20 protein-coding genes and 1 riboswitch are annotated in these 19,720 nt (G+C 43.1%); of the genes, 10 read left to right on the forward strand and 10 right to left on the reverse strand.

Annotated elements, in window-relative coordinates; all coding sequences use genetic code 11:
- Nucleotides 1–78 precede the first annotated feature (78 nt).
- The 3 genes from PNC201_RS20110 to PNC201_RS20120 are packed head-to-tail and all read right to left on the reverse strand — an operon-like array spanning nt 79 to nt 2,296.
- Nucleotides 79–411 carry a DUF3325 domain-containing protein gene (locus PNC201_RS20110; RefSeq protein ID WP_102058189.1) on the reverse strand — a complete coding sequence of 111 codons (333 nt, stop codon included), beginning with the start codon at nt 409–411 and terminating at the stop codon, nt 79–81.
- The gene (locus PNC201_RS20115) at nt 411–1,994 is read right to left on the reverse strand and encodes a PepSY-associated TM helix domain-containing protein (protein ID WP_102058190.1); all 1,584 of its coding nucleotides are present in this window, start codon (nt 1,992–1,994) and stop codon (nt 411–413) included. Before PNC201_RS20115 ends, PNC201_RS20110 begins: the two co-directional genes overlap by 1 nt.
- Nucleotides 1,991–2,296 carry a hypothetical protein gene (locus PNC201_RS20120; RefSeq protein WP_010605602.1) on the reverse strand — a complete coding sequence of 102 codons (306 nt, stop codon included), beginning with the start codon at nt 2,294–2,296 and terminating at the stop codon, nt 1,991–1,993. Before PNC201_RS20120 ends, PNC201_RS20115 begins: the two co-directional genes overlap by 4 nt.
- A gap of 201 nt (nt 2,297–2,497) precedes the next feature.
- Between PNC201_RS20120 and PNC201_RS20125 the strand changes: the two genes are divergently transcribed.
- A complete protein-coding gene (locus tag PNC201_RS20125; protein ID WP_045965102.1) occupies nt 2,498–3,064 on the forward strand; it encodes a uracil-DNA glycosylase family protein in 567 nt (188 codons plus the stop codon).
- Nucleotides 3,065–3,263: 199 nt separating this feature from the next.
- Nucleotides 3,264–3,620, forward strand: coding sequence for a hypothetical protein (locus tag PNC201_RS20130; protein ID WP_010605604.1), 357 nt, complete (start codon nt 3,264–3,266; stop codon nt 3,618–3,620).
- A gap of 51 nt (nt 3,621–3,671) precedes the next feature.
- Here PNC201_RS20130 and PNC201_RS20135 read toward each other — a convergent pair whose 3' ends face one another.
- On the reverse strand, nt 3,672–4,517 hold the full coding sequence (locus PNC201_RS20135) for an SDR family oxidoreductase (RefSeq protein WP_102058191.1): 846 nt from the start codon (nt 4,515–4,517) through the stop codon (nt 3,672–3,674).
- A 103-nt stretch (nt 4,518–4,620) separates the two neighbouring features.
- Here PNC201_RS20135 and PNC201_RS20140 point away from each other — a divergent pair, with 103 nt between their 5' ends.
- From PNC201_RS20140 to PNC201_RS20155, 4 genes are all read left to right on the forward strand, one after another.
- On the forward strand, nt 4,621–5,517 hold the full coding sequence (locus PNC201_RS20140) for a LysR family transcriptional regulator (protein ID WP_102058192.1): 897 nt from the start codon (nt 4,621–4,623) through the stop codon (nt 5,515–5,517).
- A gap of 344 nt (nt 5,518–5,861) precedes the next feature.
- Nucleotides 5,862–6,179 carry a helix-turn-helix domain-containing protein gene (locus tag PNC201_RS20145; protein WP_102058193.1) on the forward strand — a complete coding sequence of 106 codons (318 nt, stop codon included), beginning with the start codon at nt 5,862–5,864 and terminating at the stop codon, nt 6,177–6,179.
- A gap of 154 nt (nt 6,180–6,333) precedes the next feature.
- A complete protein-coding gene (locus PNC201_RS20150) occupies nt 6,334–6,576 on the forward strand; it encodes a hypothetical protein (RefSeq protein ID WP_102058194.1) in 243 nt (80 codons plus the stop codon).
- Nucleotides 6,573–7,226: a hypothetical protein gene (locus tag PNC201_RS20155; RefSeq protein WP_102058195.1), complete on the forward strand. Its 654-nt coding sequence runs from the start codon at nt 6,573–6,575 to the stop codon at nt 7,224–7,226. The genes PNC201_RS20150 and PNC201_RS20155 overlap by 4 nt, the downstream gene beginning before the upstream one ends.
- An 89-nt stretch (nt 7,227–7,315) precedes the next feature.
- Here the strand turns inward: PNC201_RS20155 and PNC201_RS20160 are convergent, their stop codons facing one another.
- From PNC201_RS20160 to PNC201_RS20170, 3 genes are all read right to left on the reverse strand, one after another.
- Nucleotides 7,316–8,041 (reverse strand): ABC transporter permease, encoded by a 726-nt coding sequence (locus tag PNC201_RS20160; RefSeq protein ID WP_102058196.1) that lies wholly within the window; start codon nt 8,039–8,041, stop codon nt 7,316–7,318.
- A gap of 2 nt (nt 8,042–8,043) precedes the next feature.
- Nucleotides 8,044–8,931: an ABC transporter ATP-binding protein gene (locus tag PNC201_RS20165; protein ID WP_102058197.1), complete on the reverse strand. Its 888-nt coding sequence runs from the start codon at nt 8,929–8,931 to the stop codon at nt 8,044–8,046.
- Between the two features lie 147 nt (nt 8,932–9,078).
- Nucleotides 9,079–9,588: a DUF2141 domain-containing protein gene (locus tag PNC201_RS20170; RefSeq protein ID WP_010376030.1), complete on the reverse strand. Its 510-nt coding sequence runs from the start codon at nt 9,586–9,588 to the stop codon at nt 9,079–9,081.
- A gap of 270 nt (nt 9,589–9,858) precedes the next feature.
- Between PNC201_RS20170 and PNC201_RS20175 the strand changes: the two genes are divergently transcribed.
- The 3 genes from PNC201_RS20175 (at nt 9,859) to PNC201_RS20185 (ending at nt 14,692) form a co-directional block, all read left to right on the forward strand.
- The gene (locus PNC201_RS20175; protein ID WP_102058198.1) at nt 9,859–10,146 is read left to right on the forward strand and encodes a pirin-like C-terminal cupin domain-containing protein; all 288 of its coding nucleotides are present in this window, start codon (nt 9,859–9,861) and stop codon (nt 10,144–10,146) included.
- Between the two features lie 9 nt (nt 10,147–10,155).
- Nucleotides 10,156–11,139 (forward strand): glutathione S-transferase family protein, encoded by a 984-nt coding sequence (locus PNC201_RS20180; RefSeq protein ID WP_102058199.1) that lies wholly within the window; start codon nt 10,156–10,158, stop codon nt 11,137–11,139.
- 154 nt (nt 11,140–11,293) lie between these two features.
- A complete protein-coding gene (locus PNC201_RS20185; RefSeq protein WP_102058200.1) occupies nt 11,294–14,692 on the forward strand; it encodes an ATP-binding protein in 3,399 nt (1,132 codons plus the stop codon).
- A 46-nt stretch (nt 14,693–14,738) separates the two neighbouring features.
- On the opposite strand, the gene PNC201_RS20190 is transcribed toward PNC201_RS20185, so the two are convergent.
- A complete protein-coding gene (locus PNC201_RS20190) occupies nt 14,739–15,314 on the reverse strand; it encodes a DJ-1/PfpI family protein (protein WP_102058201.1) in 576 nt (191 codons plus the stop codon).
- 238 nt (nt 15,315–15,552) lie between these two features.
- On the opposite strand from PNC201_RS20190, the gene PNC201_RS20195 reads away from it, so the two are divergent.
- On the forward strand, nt 15,553–17,718 hold the full coding sequence (locus PNC201_RS20195; RefSeq protein ID WP_102058202.1) for a M3 family metallopeptidase: 2,166 nt from the start codon (nt 15,553–15,555) through the stop codon (nt 17,716–17,718).
- A gap of 62 nt (nt 17,719–17,780) precedes the next feature.
- Here PNC201_RS20195 and PNC201_RS20200 read toward each other — a convergent pair whose 3' ends face one another.
- A complete protein-coding gene (locus tag PNC201_RS20200; RefSeq protein WP_102058203.1) occupies nt 17,781–18,458 on the reverse strand; it encodes a LiaF domain-containing protein in 678 nt (225 codons plus the stop codon).
- A 443-nt stretch (nt 18,459–18,901) separates the two neighbouring features.
- Entirely contained in the window at nt 18,902–19,465 is a 564-nt protein-coding gene (locus tag PNC201_RS20205) for a manganese efflux pump MntP (RefSeq protein WP_010605615.1), read from the reverse strand.
- A 7-nt stretch (nt 19,466–19,472) separates the two neighbouring features.
- A riboswitch (yybP-ykoY riboswitch) is annotated at nt 19,473–19,643 on the reverse strand.
- Between the last annotated feature and the right edge of the window lie 77 nt (nt 19,644–19,720).

Below are 19,720 nucleotides of genomic sequence, written 5' to 3' on the forward strand. Positions count from 1 at the left end.
TGATGTGGTTTCAAAGAGTTAACAAAGGAATGTTAGTAAAATTGTGATCTAAAAAAGGCGCCATTAGTGGCGCCTTAGTTAAAATATGATCCAATACAGCGTACTGAGCAGCATAGTGATAATGACTAGGTAAAATAGTGATCTGAAGTAACTAGGTTTGGTCGCAAAGATAGCGATAAGTAGTAATACAGCCAAGGTCATATAACCAATAAACTCTAAGCTACCGTAGGTCCCCTGAGTTTTAAGAGCAAGTGCTAAGCTGCCGCCGAGGCAGAGCCAGCTGGCAATGGTTAATTGGTTTGTTACGTTACCTTTTGGACGTGTACCAAATACTTCTTTATAGTGATTGGGCTTTGCTACTGCAAAACCCATAAATGCTAGCAGGCAAAGTAAAAACGTTAGCCATTCCATTAGGCGCTTACCTCGCGTTTTGCTTGGCGACGCGGGGTCGCTGGTGCTGCTTTGGTACTGCCGAGCTTTTTGGCTTGAACCAAGAAACCGAATGCGATACCAAGAGCCATCACATCAAAACCAAATAATACCCACTGACCATTAATGAAATAGCTCACGAGGCTGCCATCAGTCGTTAGCATGTTTACGACAGGCAGTAAGCCCCATATGATTGCATTTACTTTCGCAGATAGCATCCACGCGAGCCTATCCGACTTAAATAGAGCGGCCAGAGTGAATATTCCCCACGTAACAAAGAACGCTAGAACTTCTTTGTCTGCACGTCCAGTTAATTCTATTGGAAGCAAACGGTTTGCATAAAAGAACATCGCTGTTGCGGCTGGCAGCCCCATGATGGTGCCTAAATTGAGCGACTCCACAAGCCTAAGGCCTACACCCGGCTTGTCATCACCCTTGAGCTTTTGGCGTAGTCTTTTTGCCCACATAACAGCACCCGTTGCAATCATGGCACAACCTGCTAATCCGGCAACAAAGTATAGCCAACGTAACAGTGGCTCCGCTAAACGCCCGGTGTGCAGTGCTATCATTCCGCCGTAGAGATTTTCAGCGCCAGACAGTGTCACATTGTGTGTTTTTAACAACTCACCAGATGCCGCGCTATACATCCAACTGGGTGGATCATCCTGCACTGCGCGTTGAGCATTGGCATAAAGCTTAATCGTTGCACTTGCATCCCCTGGCGATGAGATCACAATGCGGCGAAGCGGTGCATCACCAGAGTTAGTAAAATAATGATCTAACGCTGTATTTAATGCGAGCCCCTTCAGTGGTTGTCCCGTCTCTTGGGTAGGGGCCAGAAATGGATAGCGTTCGGCTCTAAGCGTTTTTGTATCTTCAAAGCGCTGTTCGGCGGGCTGTGGCAGTAACATAAAAATGAGCGTCACTAGGCCGGTGTAAGTGATCATAATATGAAACGGTAATGCCACCACGGAAGAAACATTATGAGCGTCAAGCCAACTTCTCAGCCCTTTCCCATTTCTAAATTGGAATAGGTCTTTGAAAATGCGTTTATGGATCACCACGCCAGAAATAAGCGCAATCAACATAAACAGAGTTGCAAAACAGACTATCCAACGCGCGGTGATCGCGTTCATGTAATGCAAGTCAAAATGCAGACGGTAAAAAAAGTTACCGCCTCTAGTCTCCCTAAACTCAGGAAGTGCCTCCAGCGTTACTGGGTCAAGATACTCAGAGTGACGTTTTCCGCGCCTTTCTCCTTCGGCTGGCTTTTCGGAGTACATTAATAGCAGGCTTGGGCGACGCTCCGTCGGCATTTCAATACGCCAAGACTCGGCGTTTGGCGCTATATCTTGAAATCGTTCGATACTCTTTTTGACCGTTTCATTTTGTTGGGCACTATCATAATGAGGTAGATGGTGCGTTGCAGGTTGCGCCCACAGACTGATCTCATGTCTGAAAAAACTCGCAGTACCAGCAAAAAAGATTAAAAACAGCAACCAACAAACGAGTAAACCAACCCAAGTGTGTAGCCAAGTCATACTGCGGAAAAATGACTCTCTCACAGGGAGCCTCCAAAATGCGTCAAAGTACCGTAAAGAATACAAAGTAGTCCGATCATGCCAAGAAATACCTTTTTAAAAGAGCGGCATCCAAACACCCAAATAAAGACAATGGCGTAAAAGACGATGCCAGTTGTTAATGCATATAACAGCGCATCTAGGCGCGGAGTAGGTAAAGTTAAAGCCAATAAAGATGAAGCTAAAACAGTCACGTAATAGCCGCCGAAAATAGCGATGAAAAAGCGTGCAAGCACTTCAGCTCTGTACAAAATAGCCTTATTATTTGTGTTATCCCGACTAGGCATAGCACCCCTTTAAAAGACAGCAAACGTAATAGAATATTATCCAATAATTTGCATCTAAATGATAGTGATTCGCACTTGTTTTAAATTGAGTGGAGTCGTTTTAACGACTAAGCACTTTAAGTTTTGTTGGTTAAATGGGGTTTTGAATATGGCTATGCCATAATGACCCTTGGTGTCATTGGGTAAAATAAGTAAGGAAAGATGGATATTTTTGAACGTGTTAGGCAGTGCAAGCTTTGTGATAGAGCGCTTCCCATGGGGGCAAAACCTATCATCCAAGGCAGTTATAAGGCCAAAGTCTTAATTATAGGCCAAGCGCCGGGTTTGAAAGCACATCAAACCTGCCAGCCGTTTAATGACCCAAGTGGAGATAGATTGCGAGACTGGCTGGGTGTAAGTCGAATACAGTTTTATAACCCTGAACTCTTTGCCATTATGCCAATGGCATTTTGTTACCCTGGTAAAGGGAAATCTGGAGATTTACCACCACCTAAAATCTGCGCGCCAACGTGGCATTCTCAGGTGCTAGCTACACTCAGCCACGTATCGCTGACACTACTTATTGGGCAATATGCGCAAAAATGCTACTTAACGCAATATTCATCAGTAACTGAGATGGTAAAAAATGCTGACTTTTCCAGCCAAAGTCATTTGCCATTACCTCACCCCAGCCCTCGTAATCAGATCTGGTTAAAAAAGCACGACTGGTTTGAAAAAGACAGTGTACCGCAGTTAAAGACAAGAGTTTCAACTGCGCTATCATCTTGATAATGCGTTAATTAAGTTTTCACTTAATGCTTTAGGGTTAGGTTTAAAATCAAAGGCAATCTGATAGGTTTAAAACTAAGGAATAAAGGTCATATCAGCTAATATTTATCACCATTTAGTTGCGTAATTACGAGTATTACCTCATACTCCAGCCTGTTTACATAACAAACACTTTTTAACATTTTCAAAGGACTTGATAATGATATACAAAACTACCGGTTGGGCTGCTGTACTCCTTTCTCTCGTCGCATTTTATCCAAGTATGCAACCTGGTGCGTTTTCCGTTATAGGCTTCTACTTATGCCTGTTCTCCCTCATTATCGCAGCATTTGCGAGCCATATGGATAAACCGATTTATTTTCGCAGCGTGATCACACTGTCTCTTGTTAACATCTTGTTAGTGAATGATGGTACTCGTGCAAGCCTTTGGTTTGGCCAAAGCGACTGGGTTTATATCGGCTCTATGTACGGTATCTTTTTAGTCGTGGTGAGCATTTGTGGCTTTTTAGTGAGTCGAGACTTATTGATATCAACCCTAGAAGGTAAGGTTGAGTAAAAAATAAGTGCACAAGCAAAGCCCGTGCACAAGATCAGCGGTAAAATATGCTTAATTTTTTGCGAGCGACTGGGCCACCGTTGTGGTCGGGCGACCAATCAACTGGCTGAGCGCATTACTCTGGGTTGCCAAATATCCTTGTTGCGCTTGTGCCTCAGCGTCAACCAATAACGCAGCAAACGCCGCTGGCACGCCGAGAGTAACCAAGTGGGCCAAATATTCTTCGTCAGATACAAACTTTGCTTTTACTTCAACTTGAGTATGCTTTGACACCGCTTGTGCCAAACCTGCAATTGTAAATGCGTTATCGCCAGCCAGCTCATAGACTGAATTGTCGTGGCCAGCGCTACTTAATATGGTGGCAGCAGCCAATGCGTAGTCTGCACGAGCAGCACTGTTGATCTGAGCTTGCGGCGCGATTGAGGTAATCGCATGATTTGCTGTAAATACAGGTACTAAATCAGTGTAGTTCTCGTTATACCATCCATTTCTCAGCATGCTATAAGCCACGCCGCTTGCTCTCAAATACGCCTCTGTTTCTTTGTGCTCTTTAGCCAGCTCTAGTGGTGAATTGTCCACATTCAAAATACTGGTATAGGCAATTAAGCGCACTTGGTTTTTCACTGCGGCATCAATAACTGCTTTGTGTTGAGCTGTTCGGCTTCCGATCTGATTGCCTGAGATCAGTAGCAGTTTTTCAACACCTGTAAGTGCTGCGTCAAGTGTGTGCGGTTTGTCGTAATCAGCTTGCCTTACGGTGACCCCTAAATTGGCGAGTGCCTTTCCTTTATCGAGATCTCTGACTAGAGCCACAATGTGTTTGGTTGGTATCTTTTGTGCCAAAAACTCGATAACTAATTGACCTAATTTGCCTGTTGCGCCTGTGATTGCGATCATGATGTATACCTCTTTTGAAAATGAGAATGTATTGGATGTGGCTATTATGCGTGGTAATTTTTGTTATCATAAGTGGGTTAATTCGATATGGTGAGTTCTGAAATTGAGTACAATAGACTTAAATGCATTAAAACTATTAGCAATATTTGCAACGGTTGTGGATGCGGGAAGCTTTGCTCAAGCTGCGCGAAAGCTCGCGACTAGCCGTTCTAGAGTGAGTGAACAAGTGTCCCAGTTAGAGACCATGCTGGGTGTTCGACTACTGCAGCGTAGCACGAGGCAACTCACGCTAACGCGAGAGGGGCGTGACATTTTGGCTCAAGCGGATTCATTGCACGCTATTTTGGATGATGTTGAGGTATTGCTCGATAACAAAGAGCCTCATGGTATGGTCTCAATAACCATGACCCACGACACCGCACATAAGTTTCTGTTACCAAAACTTTCTGAGCTCACGGCGCGATATCCGAAGATCCAATTAAATATCATCGTTGATGATGACAAGCGCGATATTATTAACGACCATATAGATCTCGCCATCAGGGTTGGCTTTCCTAAAGACAGCGCACTGATTGCAAGGCAATTACATCAAGAATGTTTTAAGCTCTATGCAAGTCCTAAACTGATAGCATTGCATGGGTTACCAAGCAAAGACACACAGCTAAACCAGCTACCTTGGTTACTGTTAGAGCAGGCTAAATCAACGGGGATGACGCAGTTTTATCGCAGTGGTGAAGCCGTAAACTTTACACCAACTCAAGTGCATTGGTGCAATTCCCCTATGCTGTTACAACAAATGACAGTATCAGGGTTAGGAGTTGCGCAGTTATTGCCTTCTACTGTGAAGCAAGAAGTTGAACGCGGGGAGTTACAAATGATCTGTCCTGAGTTAAGTAGCGAGCAACTGGTGTTTTCTCTCGTTTATCCATCACGTAAACAAATTCCGCCTAGAACACGGGCGGTGATTGACTACCTATTGGAAGCGAATCTGTTTGGATAGTTTTGGTTCTCATATTGACAATTTTAAGTCGATGGAGAACGCATACCTTTACCAAACATAAATAAACACGCGCTGTGTAAAGGCTGTGCACTTATTTTTGTTTGCTGTTCTCCTTTGCACAAAAAATCATGCGAAGGTTAACAAATTGAAACAAAATGGTCTTTTTTACGTCACTAAAGCTTGAAAAATAAAATTGATACGATAGACTCGCGTTTACAGTTTAGATACAAAAACGCAACTTGGTTTTGTGCGCTATCAGTCAATAATAGGTACTAAATACACTTGTCTACTGTTTAATCGGTGGCTGAAAGCGCGAGCACAACTAAAGAAAAAGGAATGTGTTGGTGGGTGAATATGACAAACGTTTTACAGGAGATGATTTGCGCCGCATGCGTAAAGTGGCAGGTAAAACCACAAGTGAAATGGCGAGGCTCGCAGGAGTTGAGCGAGGCACCTACGAAAATTATGAAAAGGGTGTGAGTAAGTTTCCTTACGAATACTTTGAAATTTGGTGTGACGCGTGTGGAGTAAACCTTACACCACTGCGGGACCAGATTAAGGCCCTACGAGAAAAAATAGACGACACTAAGCTTTGGCGTAAATCTCCAACTCCCCGCAGTGACAAACAAACCAAAACAGGTAAGGGAGACAGTGAGGTATGAGCAAAGTCTATTGGCAGGGGCAAGTAGCGTATCATTTTTTACAAGTGTTACCTTGTGTTTTGGATTGCAACAAGGTGTTTGCATTTGTATTGGCAGCAGGTAAAGTAAGGTGGAGTCTATACACCGCAAAACTTAACCTAGAAAGGACGTCATCATGCGCTTTTTAAAAAATAATACAACACGCCAGTTTAATAACCTAATGCAATTTATTTCCATCATTATCGAGGTTGTAGTTCCAAAACCTTGCACAAATATTAATAAATTGAATAGTGTGCCTTTGGCCAACGAAGATATTGACCTTGTTATAGGTGGAGTTGGTGGCAGTAAAATAAAAGACCCAAAACTAGAACCGGAAAGTCGCTCTCCCGGTATCAATCACTTCAAGGAAACACAATGAAGTTATCCTCTATTTTCTTAATATTTGGAGTGGTCATTGCCACTCTATTTTCAGCGGCATATTTTAATATTGAACTTTATACGTATAGTGCGATACTTTTGAGCATTCTAGTATTGTGCTATTTAGGAAAGAAGCTGGAGAATATAAAGCATATAGCTGTAATACTCTTCTCGTTGGTAGTAATTGAGTATGTAGTAGTTTCATTCCTATTTAAGCTTAATTCACAAGGCTTGCCTGCCTTTCAAACGAATGCACTAATTTTTGGTACGCACTTTCTTGTTGATCTGGTTATGTTGCTGTTCTTGAAATACAGAGTGCGTTTTTCATTACGCTATATACGCCGGACAAACCCCGATAATTGGCGCGCCATCTATATGACTCATGCTGATCCACTGCTTTATGGTATCTTTTTTGCGTTTGTTTTAGTGGATTTAGCTGCCTTTGGTGAAAATATTATCCGTAATTTAGAGTATTTAGGCGTTGATGAAGCGTTTGCTAAACAATTTTGGAGCTGGGGTTTAATTTACTACAACTACGAGATCCTTAAGTCGATTTTGTTATCTTGTGTTATTACCACGTTATTGGCAACAATCTTTGTTGAGCGGCAGCGACCCGCCGAAGCTGAGCCTGAATTTGAGGCTAAGCCTTAATATTTAAGTTAAATTATTTTCTTACTATTGATCCTTATTGGGGCCTGCATCTGCAGGCCTTTTTATTGCCACATTAAGTATATTGTAGGTTAAGCCTTTCTAAATTTAATTTGCGCGACAAAGAATAATGCAAGCGTTTGTGTAATTAGGACGGCCACATGGAGATAAACTGGAAAACCCAAGGTGGCATCAATGGTCGAAAGCGCCAACTGAGAAATATGGAAAGTTGGCAACAGCCAAGCAAACCATTGCATTGCTTCAGGAAATAGCGTGATAGGTAGCCACAGGCCAGAAAGCAACGAGAGTGGTAGGTAAATTAAGTTAACCACCGCAGGTGCCGCTTTTGCTGACACTGACAGCCCAACTAACAGCCCTAACATACACAAAGGCAAGGTGCCGAGCAGGGCAATGGCAATCACGAGTAACCATTGAGCTAAACTTAAAGACACGCCAGAAAATAATGCCAGCAAGCTCATTAAGCAGGCTACGAGCAATGAAAAAGCCGTCGCACTCACACATTTTGCGAGCAGATACTGATAGGGAGAAACGGGAGAGAGCTGCTTGAGTATCAGCCAACCATTTTGCTTTTCAAGGGCGACGTTAACGCCAAAGGAAAATAGCGCAGGTCCTATCATGCCAAATATCAGATAATTGATATACATATAGTTATGGGAGTCATGATGACTGAACACCACGCCGAAGAAAAGATAAAACAAGCAAGGAAATAGTGTGGCTGGGATCACAAAACCCTTACTTCTAAATGTGCTCAAAAGTTCAGTTTTGCTTTCAAGTATAAAGGATGCTGTGTTTATCATGGTTAAGCGCTCCTAGCATTCATTAGGGATAAATAAGCTTCTTCGAGGCTCATTGGGGCTACATACAAATTGCGAATAGAAAATTTTTCTAATACCTGCTGCACAATATGGTTTGGCTCATCCGTCAATATAGTGAACTGATCGCCTTTAACATGCAGATCTATCATAGGAAATGCGTTAACCAGTGCAGCAGCAGGCAGGTCGCTGGTGAACTTGATTTGTGAGCGACGATAGGTGTTGGCAAGCTCAGGTATGTCGTTAATTTTGGTACATTTTCCTTCTTTTAAAACTAATAATTCATCCGCTAATGCTTCTGCCTCGTGAAGATAGTGTGTGGTAAGAAGTACCATTTTATTTTGCTGTTTTAATGTGCGTATGGCCTGCCACAGTTGCTGTCTTGACTCTACATCCATACCAACACTAGGTTCATCCAAAAAAACAATGTCGGGATTGCCTGCTAGTGCAATTGCCATAAACAGTCGTTGCTTTTGACCTCCAGATAACGTATCGAAAGTTTGTTCTAAAAATGGTGCTAATTGGCAGAGTGAAATTAACCGCTCCAATGGAATTGGGGTTTGATGGTAACTTGCAAATAACGCCAGAAACTCCCTCACCTTGGTTTGCAGAGGTAGCCCGCCTAACTGCATCATGGCACCTACGCGCTGGCGACAAAAGTCAGACTCTGGCTGATGACCAAGAACAGAGACTCGTCCTGATGTGGGTCTTAGTCTGCCAAGCATTATATTGATCAGGGTGGTTTTTCCTGCGCCATTTGGACCAAGAATGGAATAAACCTTACCCTGTTCAAGCGTAAGGTTTAGGTCTGCTAATATTGGCTTAGTATTGTTGTATGCAAAACTGATATTTGATAACTCAATGGCGTTGCTCACCGTCTTCGCTCCTACTGAACTGTACGATTTGCAGTATGCGTTGCTATAAGATGAAGCGTGAGTGAGGGTTGTCAGAAAATAAAATGACAAATGTCAGAACTTAAAAGGTAGCTCACAGGCATTGCAGCACCTGTGAGTATTTAAGCATTACAGCCCCGTCATTTTTGATAAATGCGTAGAGAGGGCAAGTTGGATCTTAGTGTCAGGGGCCTTTACAGTAAACAAAGCCTCTTCAAAATCGCCTTTTGAAAAGCTATCGTGAATGTTATTCGACAGTGCATAAGGCTCACTTGGCATGCCGGTAAATGGGAAGATCATCCGATCCATGCCGCCATCACCATCTTCGTCATGGATCACGTGGATCGCATACTGGCCTGCAGGCACGCCTTCAAAAGTGACCGTCGTGGTAGGAGTTTGCGGTGTGACAATTAGCTTGCGAAAAAAGTGAGCGTCTGGATCATTCACATTTTTATCGCTGTGATAGTCAGCGCTGTTGTCAAATAGCAGTACTAGCATTTGACCATCGGTATTGGTCACATCAGTGATCTCAACCGTAAGATTCGTTGGGGGACCTGCAACCGTATTTACGCTTACCGGACTTGTTGAACTACACGCCGCAAGTAGTGCCAGCGCAAACAATAAACTTAGGGACCTCATCCTTTGCTCCTATTAAGGGTTAAATTGTAGCTTCACAAGCTTGTCAGATAATTGTGTAAATACTGTTAAAAATTGTTAGGTGAGAGCAATGTTAAAGACTGTTCTGACCAGTGTGACCACGCGTTGTAATAGATTGGAACAATCATTCGATGCAATAGAACGAAATAGCCAAATTTGACTAATTTTATTCTCGCGCAGGTTTGGTAGGCTAACTATTAAATAATTGCGCTGAACTGATTATTCCAAGTTCAGGTTAACCCGAGAGCTATTATGAACATTATCCGAACGAACAAAGCACAGGCAACACAAGATGGTGCTGGCGTAAATATTAACCGCATCGCTGGATTTGAAAACCATGGGGAGCAAACGTTGCTTGAGCTTGACCCAAGTCAAAACCTCGCTCTCTTAGCGACGGATGATGTTGGCTTTTTGATCCTTGCAGGGCAGCCGATTAATGAAAAAATAGCGCATATGGGACCATTTGTGATGAATACCCAAGAGGAGCTTCATCAAGCGGTAAAAGATTATCAACAAGGACGCTTCGGCGATATTGTATAGGAGGTTTACATGGGATTATTAATTGACGGTCAATGGCACGATAAGTGGTATGACACAAAAAGTAGCCAAGGCAAGTTTGAGCGTGAGTCTGCAAAACTAAGAAATTGGGTAACAGAAGACGGCAGTGCGGGACCAACGGGTAAAGCGGGTTTTAAAGCCGAATCCAGACGCTACCATTTGTATGTTTCCCTTGCGTGTCCTTGGGCTCATAGAACGCTTATTTTCAGACAGCTTAAACAATTAGAGGCGCATATTGATGTATCGATTGTAGACCCTGATATGTTAGATCAAGGTTGGTGTTTTACCAGTCAGCGTCCAGAAGTCGGTGATAGCCTGTATCAGCTCAGTTTTATGCATCAGCTGTATACGAAAAACGACCCAAATTATTCGGGTCGAGTCACAGTGCCTGTCCTTTGGGATAAACAAACTGAGCAAATCGTGAGCAACGAATCGAGTGAAATCATTCGTATGTTTAATCGTGCCTTTAACCTGATAACGGGAAACGACACCGATTATTACCCAGAGGCGCTACAGCATGAAATCGATGAAATAAACGACTTTGTTTATCACAACATCAACAATGGCGTATATAAAGCCGGATTTGCGACAACCCAAGATGCTTATCACAGTGCGGTAAGTGCGTTATTTAACGCGCTAGATAAGCTCGAAGCAAGACTCGCTGCGCAACGTTATCTTGTGAAAGGACAATTAACGGAAGCCGACTGGCGATTATTTACGACTCTCATCCGTTTCGACAGCGTGTACCATGGTCACTTCAAGTGCAACATTAAGCAAATCGAAGATTACCCCAATATTTCTGCGTATGTGCGTGACTTATATCAACATCAAGGTATTGCAGATACGGTTGATTTTTACCACATTAAAAGGCACTACTACTTTAGCCATACGATGATCAATCCAACCCAAGTGGTACCAGAAGGGCCAAGCATTGATTATCACCGTTTTCATAACCGTAAAGGCATCACGTTGTAAATAACCTCCGTGTGCAGGGTAAGTAATCTTTGTCTTTGTTTCTATTTGGACTAGATTTAATAATGCGTTTGCTTGTAGCTGCCTTTTGTGCTTAAGTGCAAACGCATTTTAGGTCTTTATGCCTAACAGTTAGGCCACTGTCCAAGGAGAAAATGTGTCTTCTTCCAATATTGCTAAGGGCGCTATTGTACTGCTGCTCGCCGTGATGGTGAGTGCCATCTTATATTTTGAAAATAGTATCCATCGCGACCTGAACGAGGGCTTCTATCAGCGCTTAGAGCAGGTACATTCGGCACAAAACAATATTTACTTGGGAGAGATCGACGATAACCGCCGGTTTCTTTATTTTCTGCTAGACACCCCGCCAATTCAGGGTATTGCAAGAGCGGAAAAAAACGATGGTATCGACCCTCAAGAAAACACGCCGCTTGATGTGTGGCGAGCGCGACTAAGCACGATTTTTAGGTCAATGTTATATTCGTATGAAGGCATTAATCAGATCCGCCTACTTGATGCTCATTCTGGGATGGAAATGGTTAGGGTTGAGCGGCAACTAGGCCAAGTGATCACGGTCCCTGATAGCAAATTACAAGATAAAAGTAAGCACGACTATTACGTTCAAGCATTGCAACTGCCAGAACGTACTATCTATTCCACAACAATCAACTTAAATCGCGAGCACGGACAAGTTGTCACGCCTTTTCAACCAACCAAACGTTTTACTCTACCGACTTACGATATAGATAACGACTTATTTGGTATATTGGTAATTAATACCAATGCTGAAAAGATGATAGACAGAATTGTCTCTCAAGCGCCAAGTATGCAAAAAGTGATGCTCTTAGGTGCAGATGACTCATTTATTTATCACCCAGAGTTTTCGCTACGATACAGTAAAGATGTAAACCCCGAAGTCAACTTTCAAACATTGTATCGCGTGACGCCATGGTCCAACAAAATCCAACTGGTGGAAGAAAAATCAACGGGAGAGCAGTTTCTTGCGCTCATTAGCAAGGTTGAAGGGGCTAACTTTAATAACCTAGAAATTAAGCTCGTTAATCTTATCCCTTTTGCTGTTTATCAGCAAAGCCTCAATGAAAAACGATTAACCACCTATGTTTTACTCGCTATTGCCTGCGGTGTATTCGCTCTAGTCTTTTTTGCATTTTGGCAATATACGAGCAGTTTACGTGCGCTCGATTCAACGCGCGCAGAGTTTAAGGCGATTTTAGATGGTGCATCAGATGGTGTGCTTGGCTTTGATAGCAACTTAAAGCTCACCAGCTTTAACGAGTCAGCACAGCGCTTCTTTAAGCAGCTGAATGACAGTCGTTTAGGTAACAACCCACAGTTTTTGCCAGAGGCTGTGCATCAGTTTTTATTTCACTATGCCAATATGGTTTTACAGGGCGAAGTGGTGGAGTCTAAGTCATTACAACTAGACTTGAACGCCCATGAAAACATCTGGCTTTCACTTAGTTTGTCTCCAATCTACGCAGGAAATGGACGCATTCAGGGGGTCGCACTATTCGTTGAAGACATCACTGCAAAAAAAGAAGCGGAAGCACAGTTAGTTGGTGCAAATGAACGACTGGAGCAAGAGGTGAAGGAGCGTACCAAAGAGCTGGTGGACGCTCGGGATAAAGCAGCGAAAGCGTCGGAAGTGAAAAGTGCATTTATTTCCACTATCAGTCATGAAATGAGGACGCCCCTCAATGGGATTTTAGGATCACTAAACTTGGTGAGAAAAGAGCCCGTTACTAAGCACCAACATAAGTACCTAGAAATGATGGAAACGAGCTCGACTACGCTTTTGTCGTTAATTAATGATGTACTGGACTTGTCGAAGATAGAAGCGGGTAAGCTGGATATCGATAATGAACCATTCAACCCGCTCTCTGTCATTGAACATGTCGCGCTGTCTATGTCGGCGAAAGCCAAAGAACAGGGTATCACTTATATTTTGGACCAAACTGGTTTAGCGCATATTGAACTGTGCGGGGATGCGGCGCGCGTTAAACAAATAATTTATAACCTCCTTAGTAACGCAATTAAATTCACTAAAAAAGGTCATGTGAAATTGACCGTTACCACCGAACAGTTAGACGACACGGTATGGCTGAAAGTCACAGTGGAAGACACTGGGGTTGGAATTGAAAAAGCTAATCAAAACAAGCTATTTCAATCGTTTAGTCAAGAATCTGCTAATACCTCGAACGAGTTTGGTGGAACAGGCCTTGGACTTTCTATTTGTAAGCAGTTAGTTGAAAAAATGCTCGGTCATATTCACTTTGAGAGTGAAAAGTTTAAAGGTAGCAAGTTTTGGTTTGAATTACCGTTTTCTAGTGCGCAAACTAAGCCCATCAACGTGCCTGAAGTATTGGCTTGCAAAACAGTCTCTGTGCTCAGTAAAACCAAATTGGAGTCAGACTCTATCGCTAAGCTTATCGCTAAATGCGGTGGCGAGTACGTTGATAGAGAGACGCAGAGTGATATATGCATCATTACGAATGAGCAAGATTATATTCAAATGAAATCAGCTCAAAATCACTTTGAAAAACTTATTTTAGTGGGGGATGAGCTTCAGTGTATTAACGATGCTGATAACATAGTGCATATATCCGATCCACTTCGGATTGGAGAATTTGTCGCGCTATTTGACTTAAATAAAGCAATTCGATTACAGCCTAGCTTGAAGAAGTCAGGTGAGACAGTCGCATTAAGTGGTAACTTGGTCGCGGGCTGTCACTTTTTGGTGGTAGACGATAATCAAATCAACCGGATTGTGGCAAAAGGTATTTTGGAAGGACAAGGAGCTAAGGTGAGTTTTGCCGTTGATGGTCAAGATGCTGTGAACAAGCTACTGTTATTTGAGCATCAAGAGGTTGATTTTGATGCTATCTTTATGGACTGTAATATGCCAGGAATGGATGGTTATCAGGCCACAAGAGCGATCCGTCAAGGTCAAGGTGGCGATAAGTATAAAGATGCGATCATTATTGCGATGACTGCCAGCGCCCTTGCGGGTGAAAAAGAACGTTGTCTCAATGCAGGAATGGATGAGTTTGTGACTAAGCCTGTGGTCGTCGAACAGTTATTTGACGTGCTAGATGTGCTAGGTGTGCATGCTAAGGATGATGACTCTGTGCTTATTCACCCGTTTGAAAGCGTGGCAGAAGAGCAAACGGGCATGCCGATAAACGAAGCTGACGTGCTCGAGCGCCTCTCTGGAGATGAAGAATTACTTAAAAAGGTGTACACCTTATTCTTGAATGACTCTGAAAATCAAATGCAACAGCTTAGATTGAGTATCAAAAATAGTAATTGCGACGCTTCGGCAAGGTACAGCCATGCACTTAAAGGTCAAGCTGGTGATTTAGCTGCAGAAACACTTTTTGATCTGCTCGATAAAATAGAGACTTATGCGCGTGAGCACCAAGCAGGGCAGTGTAAATCACACTTGGAACAGGCGCAAAGTGAATACGATAAAGTCGTCGTATTTGCGAAAAAGCGCGTGAGTGAGTTAGAGTTCGCAGATATCAACAATGGCTAGAGTGAGCGAGGCCTTCGTTTAATAATGGTGGGTTTACTCATCATTATTAACTTCTAGGCCAGTCATAATCCATTTGGGTTGCGGTCTTTCTTGCTACCGATTGCCCAAAGCGCTTTTTCACTAGTTCTAGACTCATATCGATACCTGCCGAAATACCCGCTGAGCTAGTAAAATTCTGATCCATTACAAACCTTACGTCCTCAACGACTTCTAAAGAGGGATATTGTTCTCTCAAATCGTCGATGTCCTGCCAGTGGGTGGTGACTCGCTTGCCATCAATAAGGCCTGCTTCGGCATATAAAAACACACCTGTACAAACAGATGCGCACTGAGAGGTATGATTCGCTGTTTCTGCAAGCCAATTAAGTACGTTGTGATCTCCGCAAATTTGGTGATGAAGTCCGCCGACTACGATGAGCAAATCAAACTTTGGATGCGAATAGATACTGTAATGGGGGTTTACACTCATGCCGCCACGTGAGGTAACAGGAACATGACTTGGTGCGACAAGGCTGACGTTAATCGGCGTTTCGATAAATCGCTTTGCGGTGTTGAATACCTCAAACGGGCCGCAAAAATCTAAACACTCCGCACCGTCATAGATAAAAATACCAACTTCCATTATTTCTTCCCACAGATCAGTTTTTTACTAACTTGGCTGATTTTAGTTAAATTTTCAAGGTAAATTGTAACAACCCATGAAAAAACTCTACTCACTGTAGTTTTAGTATCTTTAAGCTACTATGAACTCTAACATTTCTGCTCCATCGCAGAGAACCTTGTTTCTCCCGCAAAGCGATTGCACTTTTAGAGACGATCCGTAATATCTTACCCACGATAACAACAAGCGATGAAACAAAATGTTCAAACCTTCCATCACATTATTAAGTGCAGCCGTATGTTTAGCCCTTGCGGGTTGTGCGGGCACTGCAGAGCAAAGCCAAGAACCAGTAAAATCACTGCAAAGTAAGCAATATGATAACGTGCTTTTACAGGAGTTTTCAGGTCCTTATCAAGGCGTTCCTCATTTTGACAAAATGAAGCTTGAAGATTTAGAAGCTGCGCTTGAAATTGGTATGGCTGATAATTTGAAAGAAATTGAAGCAATAGCCAATAATCCAGCTAAGCCAACTTTTGAGAACACCATTGTTGCACTAGAAAGAGCGGGTGCTCCTTTAGATCGCGTTTTTACCTACTACGGCCTTTGGAGTGCAAATATTTCAAGCCCAGAGTTTAGAGAAATCCAATCGCGAGTTGTGCCTAAGTTTTCAGAGTTCAGCTCTAAAATCACCCAAAACCAAGCGCTTTTTGAACGGGTAAAAGCGGTATACGAAGGCGCTGAATATAAAAAGCTAACGGCAGAAGAGCAGCGTATTACTTGGATGCGTTATAACGGCTTTGCCCGCAATGGAGCGACGCTAAAAGGTGAAGACGCTAAGCGTTACGCGGACATTAATCTGGAGCTATCAAAGCTACATACTAAATTTGCAAACAACGTCCTTGCAGATGAAGAAAACTATGTAGTCTATCTCACTAAAGACCAGTTGTCAGGTTTGCCTGAGTCGTTTGTTGCGTCGGCAGCGGCTGCTGCAAAAGCGCGCGGTAAGGCGGACATGTACGCGATCACCAACTCTCGTTCATCAATGGATCCATTTTTAACCTACTCAACAGAGCGTGAGTTACGCGAGAAAGTATGGAACAACTACTATAACCGTGGCAACAACGGTGGCGAGTACGACAATAAAGCGATTATCTCTGACATCCTAAAGCTTAGACATGAACGCGTTAACTTACTCGGCTACGATAATTACGCGCAGTGGCGTCTTGAAGACCGCATGGCGAAAAAGCCTGAAAACGCGATGGCGCTGATGAAAAAAGTATGGCCTGCTGCAATTGCGCGCGTGAAAGAAGAAGTAACAGACATGACATCTATTGCTAAGCTTGAAGGCAATGATATAAAAATCATGCCATGGGATTACCGTTTCTACGCTGAGAAGGTTCGCCAAGCTAAGTATCAATTGGATTCAAACGAAGTTAAAGCCTATTTACAGCTAGATAATTTGCGTGAAGCGATGTTTTATGTAGCAGGCCGTCTGTTTAACTTTGAATTCACCGAAGTGCCAAAGGGCTCGGTGCCTGTATTCCACCCTGACGTTCGTGTTTGGGAAGTAACAGACAAAACCACTGGTGATAATATCGGCCTTTGGTATTTAGACCCGTTCGCACGTAAAGGTAAACGCTCTGGTGCGTGGGCCATATCATATCGTAGCCATACAACATTTGATGGTAAAACAAATGTGCTTAGCTCAAACAACTCCAACTTTGTGAAAGCACCAGAAGGTGAAGCGACCTTAATTTCTTGGTCAGATGCAGAAACCTATTTCCACGAGTTTGGTCACGCGCTGCATGCGCTTTCATCAAACGTGAAGTACCCAAGTTCAAACTCTGGTGTGCGCGACTACACTGAGTTCCAATCTCAGCTATTGGAGCGTTGGTTGGCAACGGACGAAGTGATCAATCGTTACTTAGTTCACTATAAAACAGGCAAACCTATGCCTAAAGCGCTAATCGAGAAAATCAAGAAGTCAGCAACCTTTAACCAAGGTTTCGCGACGACTGAATACCTTGGTTCGGCTATTATGGATATGCTTTTCCATACCACAGATCCTGACAAGATTGGCGACCCTGTTGCATTCGAAAAGTCTCAGTTAGGTGCGCTAGGCATGCCGGACGAGGTCGTGATGCGTCATCGTACGACTCACTTTGGTCACGTATTCTCAGGTGAAGGTTATTCAGCGGGTTACTACGGTTACCTGTGGGCTGAGGTATTAACTTCTGATGCAGCAGAAGCGTTTGCAGAAGCGCCAGGTGGCTTCTACGACAAAGACGTTGCACAGCGTTTAGTGGATTACCTATTCTCAGTTCGCAACTCAATGGATCCAGCAGAAGCGTATCGCAAGTTTAGAGGCCGTGACGCTGAAGTTGAAGCGCTTATGCGTGATAGAGGCTTTCCGGTAGAGAAGTAAAAAGTTTACTCTGCTATTTGGATAATAAAAAACCCCTGAACCAAGGGGTTTTTTATTAAGCTTTAGCTTTTGGATTTTGTGCCGTCACCAAATAGGGATTTAAGGCCATCGGCAAATTGCTTTATTTGTGCTTTCATTGAGCGCTTTACGCTAATTTCAATGCTACCCAAAATCATTCTACCGTGAACATAAATTCGTGGACGCTGTTTCACCTGCCCTGCAGATGCAAGCGTATTTCTAGTGTTTTCTACTGAACCCATAATATTACGAATATCGGTGACGACATCGACTGTGTCTGGTACGAAGATTTCATCACTGCCTAAAATGCAATCTATATAAATATGTACTTCAGGGTGACTAAAAATTGCGTTGGTAAAATCTAGTTCCAAGCTGCCAAGGTAATTTTTTAGTTGGATCTCTTTAGGTACGATCCACTCGCCACTGCGATGGTTGGAACTAAGTATAGAGGTAATGCTTATCGCCTCAGCACCATCTACGCTTGAGGTAAATTTTGGACCCAAACGAGCGGCTTTTTCGCTGTGATATCTTGCATCCGACTTTAGCGGTAAATCAGCACTAAGTGCTGCAATTTGTTCTTGTTCGTTCAGGTCGTATGCTTTATCCAATCGTCTCTCGAATGCATCAGCCGAAAGCTCACCGTGGCTGTAATTTAGAATTAACTGGTCAATCACCTCTTCCCTAACGGATTCGAGAGGCCTATCTTTTAATGGTACAGACATATGGTTGGTTCCGTTCTCTTGATTTATGCTTATAGAAGCAACAACCAAGCCAACATTAAATCATTTATAAAACAAGTGGTTAGTGTTTTTTAATATCAACTTACTCTATTTATTTACTAATATTTAGTTGTACAAAATAGTATTTGGTCAAAATTACCACTATTAGATGGCAGGCAACGCAGTAGCGCAGGTGTAGTTTGATATTGTCAGTCACTTTGCTATGGTAGTAGGTGTTCGCAAAACAACCAAAGGAGATTAGTTATGGCGAAGAAAAGCGATGTCAAAGCGCTTAAAAAAGAGCTGAAAGCGCGTAAAGCAAAGATTGAAAAGCATGAAGCAAAAATCAAAAAGCTGAAAAAAGCGATTAAAAAGGCTTAAAAGCCAAGTAGCCCTAACGTAAAGGGATAAGCAAGTGAGCGGTAAATATACCGCTCTTTTTGCGATTAAATCGAAAGATGGCTATATAGCAACCAAGTTCCCACACAGATTAAGATCACCCCACCAAAGGTTTCAGCTCGACTACCAAGGAACTTTCCAGCCGAATGCCCAATCATCACACCAATTGTTACCATCATGGTGGTGGCAAGGCCAATGAGCGAAGCGGCGAGCCATATATTCACATCAACAAATGCGAGACTGACACCGACAGCCATTGCATCAATACTGGTACCAAACGCTGTGATAATGGTTTTTAACCAAGGTTGCTTTGCGTGCTGTGCTGGCGCATCGTCATTACCCTTAAGGCTCTCATAAATCATATGAGCGCCAAGTCCTAACAGTAAGATAAAGGCAATCCAGTGATCCCAAGCCTCGACATAGCCAGCTGCAGATTGTCCTATTAACCAGCCAATCAGCGGCGTACAGGCTTCAATAACACCAAAAATGAGGCCGATTTTTATGGCTTCGGTAAGCCGAGGTGATTTTAGGCTGGCGCCTTTACCGATTGCCGCGGCAAACGCATCGGTAGACATGGCGTATGCTAACAGTAGCAGGGTGACGAAATTCATTTACATTGCTCCGGTCGGGCGATTTGAGTCCACGACATATCCACACGCCCGACCACAGGCATGGATATATCGATGGTCTCGCCAACCGAGAGGTGTCCGCACCATGGCATTTTGGCCAATTATGTTGATACGAACTCTTCCGAGCATTGGAAGCAGGCTACTCCCCAACGAGTTGCGATAATATCAAGAATTGTTCTAAATAGAAATCTAAGTTTATAGCTAGCTCTACACGATATGGTGAATGAGTTGGCTCCA

This window comes from Pseudoalteromonas sp. NC201, from assembly GCF_002850255.1.
Taxonomy (GTDB): domain Bacteria; phylum Pseudomonadota; class Gammaproteobacteria; order Enterobacterales; family Alteromonadaceae; genus Pseudoalteromonas.

What these genes read in the sequence shown, in the direction of transcription:
- PNC201_RS20110 (WP_102058189.1), bottom strand. Translation starts at nt 411, where the DNA reads ATGGAATGGCTAACGTTTTTACTTTGCCTGCTAGCATTTATGGGTTTT.
- PNC201_RS20120 (WP_010605602.1), bottom strand. Translation starts at nt 2,296, where the DNA reads ATGCCTAGTCGGGATAACACAAATAATAAGGCTATTTTGTACAGAGCT.
- PNC201_RS20125 (WP_045965102.1), top strand. Translation starts at nt 2,498, where the DNA reads ATGGATATTTTTGAACGTGTTAGGCAGTGCAAGCTTTGTGATAGAGCG.
- PNC201_RS20130 (WP_010605604.1), top strand. Translation starts at nt 3,264, where the DNA reads ATGATATACAAAACTACCGGTTGGGCTGCTGTACTCCTTTCTCTCGTC.
- PNC201_RS20135 (WP_102058191.1), bottom strand. Translation starts at nt 4,517, where the DNA reads ATGATCGCAATCACAGGCGCAACAGGCAAATTAGGTCAATTAGTTATC.
- PNC201_RS20150 (WP_102058194.1), top strand. Translation starts at nt 6,334, where the DNA reads ATGCGCTTTTTAAAAAATAATACAACACGCCAGTTTAATAACCTAATG.
- PNC201_RS20155 (WP_102058195.1), top strand. Translation starts at nt 6,573, where the DNA reads ATGAAGTTATCCTCTATTTTCTTAATATTTGGAGTGGTCATTGCCACT.
- PNC201_RS20160 (WP_102058196.1), bottom strand. Translation starts at nt 8,041, where the DNA reads ATGATAAACACAGCATCCTTTATACTTGAAAGCAAAACTGAACTTTTG.
- PNC201_RS20170 (WP_010376030.1), bottom strand. Translation starts at nt 9,588, where the DNA reads ATGAGGTCCCTAAGTTTATTGTTTGCGCTGGCACTACTTGCGGCGTGT.
- PNC201_RS20175 (WP_102058198.1), top strand. Translation starts at nt 9,859, where the DNA reads ATGAACATTATCCGAACGAACAAAGCACAGGCAACACAAGATGGTGCT.
- PNC201_RS20180 (WP_102058199.1), top strand. Translation starts at nt 10,156, where the DNA reads ATGGGATTATTAATTGACGGTCAATGGCACGATAAGTGGTATGACACA.
- PNC201_RS20190 (WP_102058201.1), bottom strand. Translation starts at nt 15,314, where the DNA reads ATGGAAGTTGGTATTTTTATCTATGACGGTGCGGAGTGTTTAGATTTT.
- PNC201_RS20195 (WP_102058202.1), top strand. Translation starts at nt 15,553, where the DNA reads ATGTTCAAACCTTCCATCACATTATTAAGTGCAGCCGTATGTTTAGCC.
- PNC201_RS20200 (WP_102058203.1), bottom strand. Translation starts at nt 18,458, where the DNA reads ATGTCTGTACCATTAAAAGATAGGCCTCTCGAATCCGTTAGGGAAGAG.
- PNC201_RS20205 (WP_010605615.1), bottom strand. Translation starts at nt 19,465, where the DNA reads ATGAATTTCGTCACCCTGCTACTGTTAGCATACGCCATGTCTACCGAT.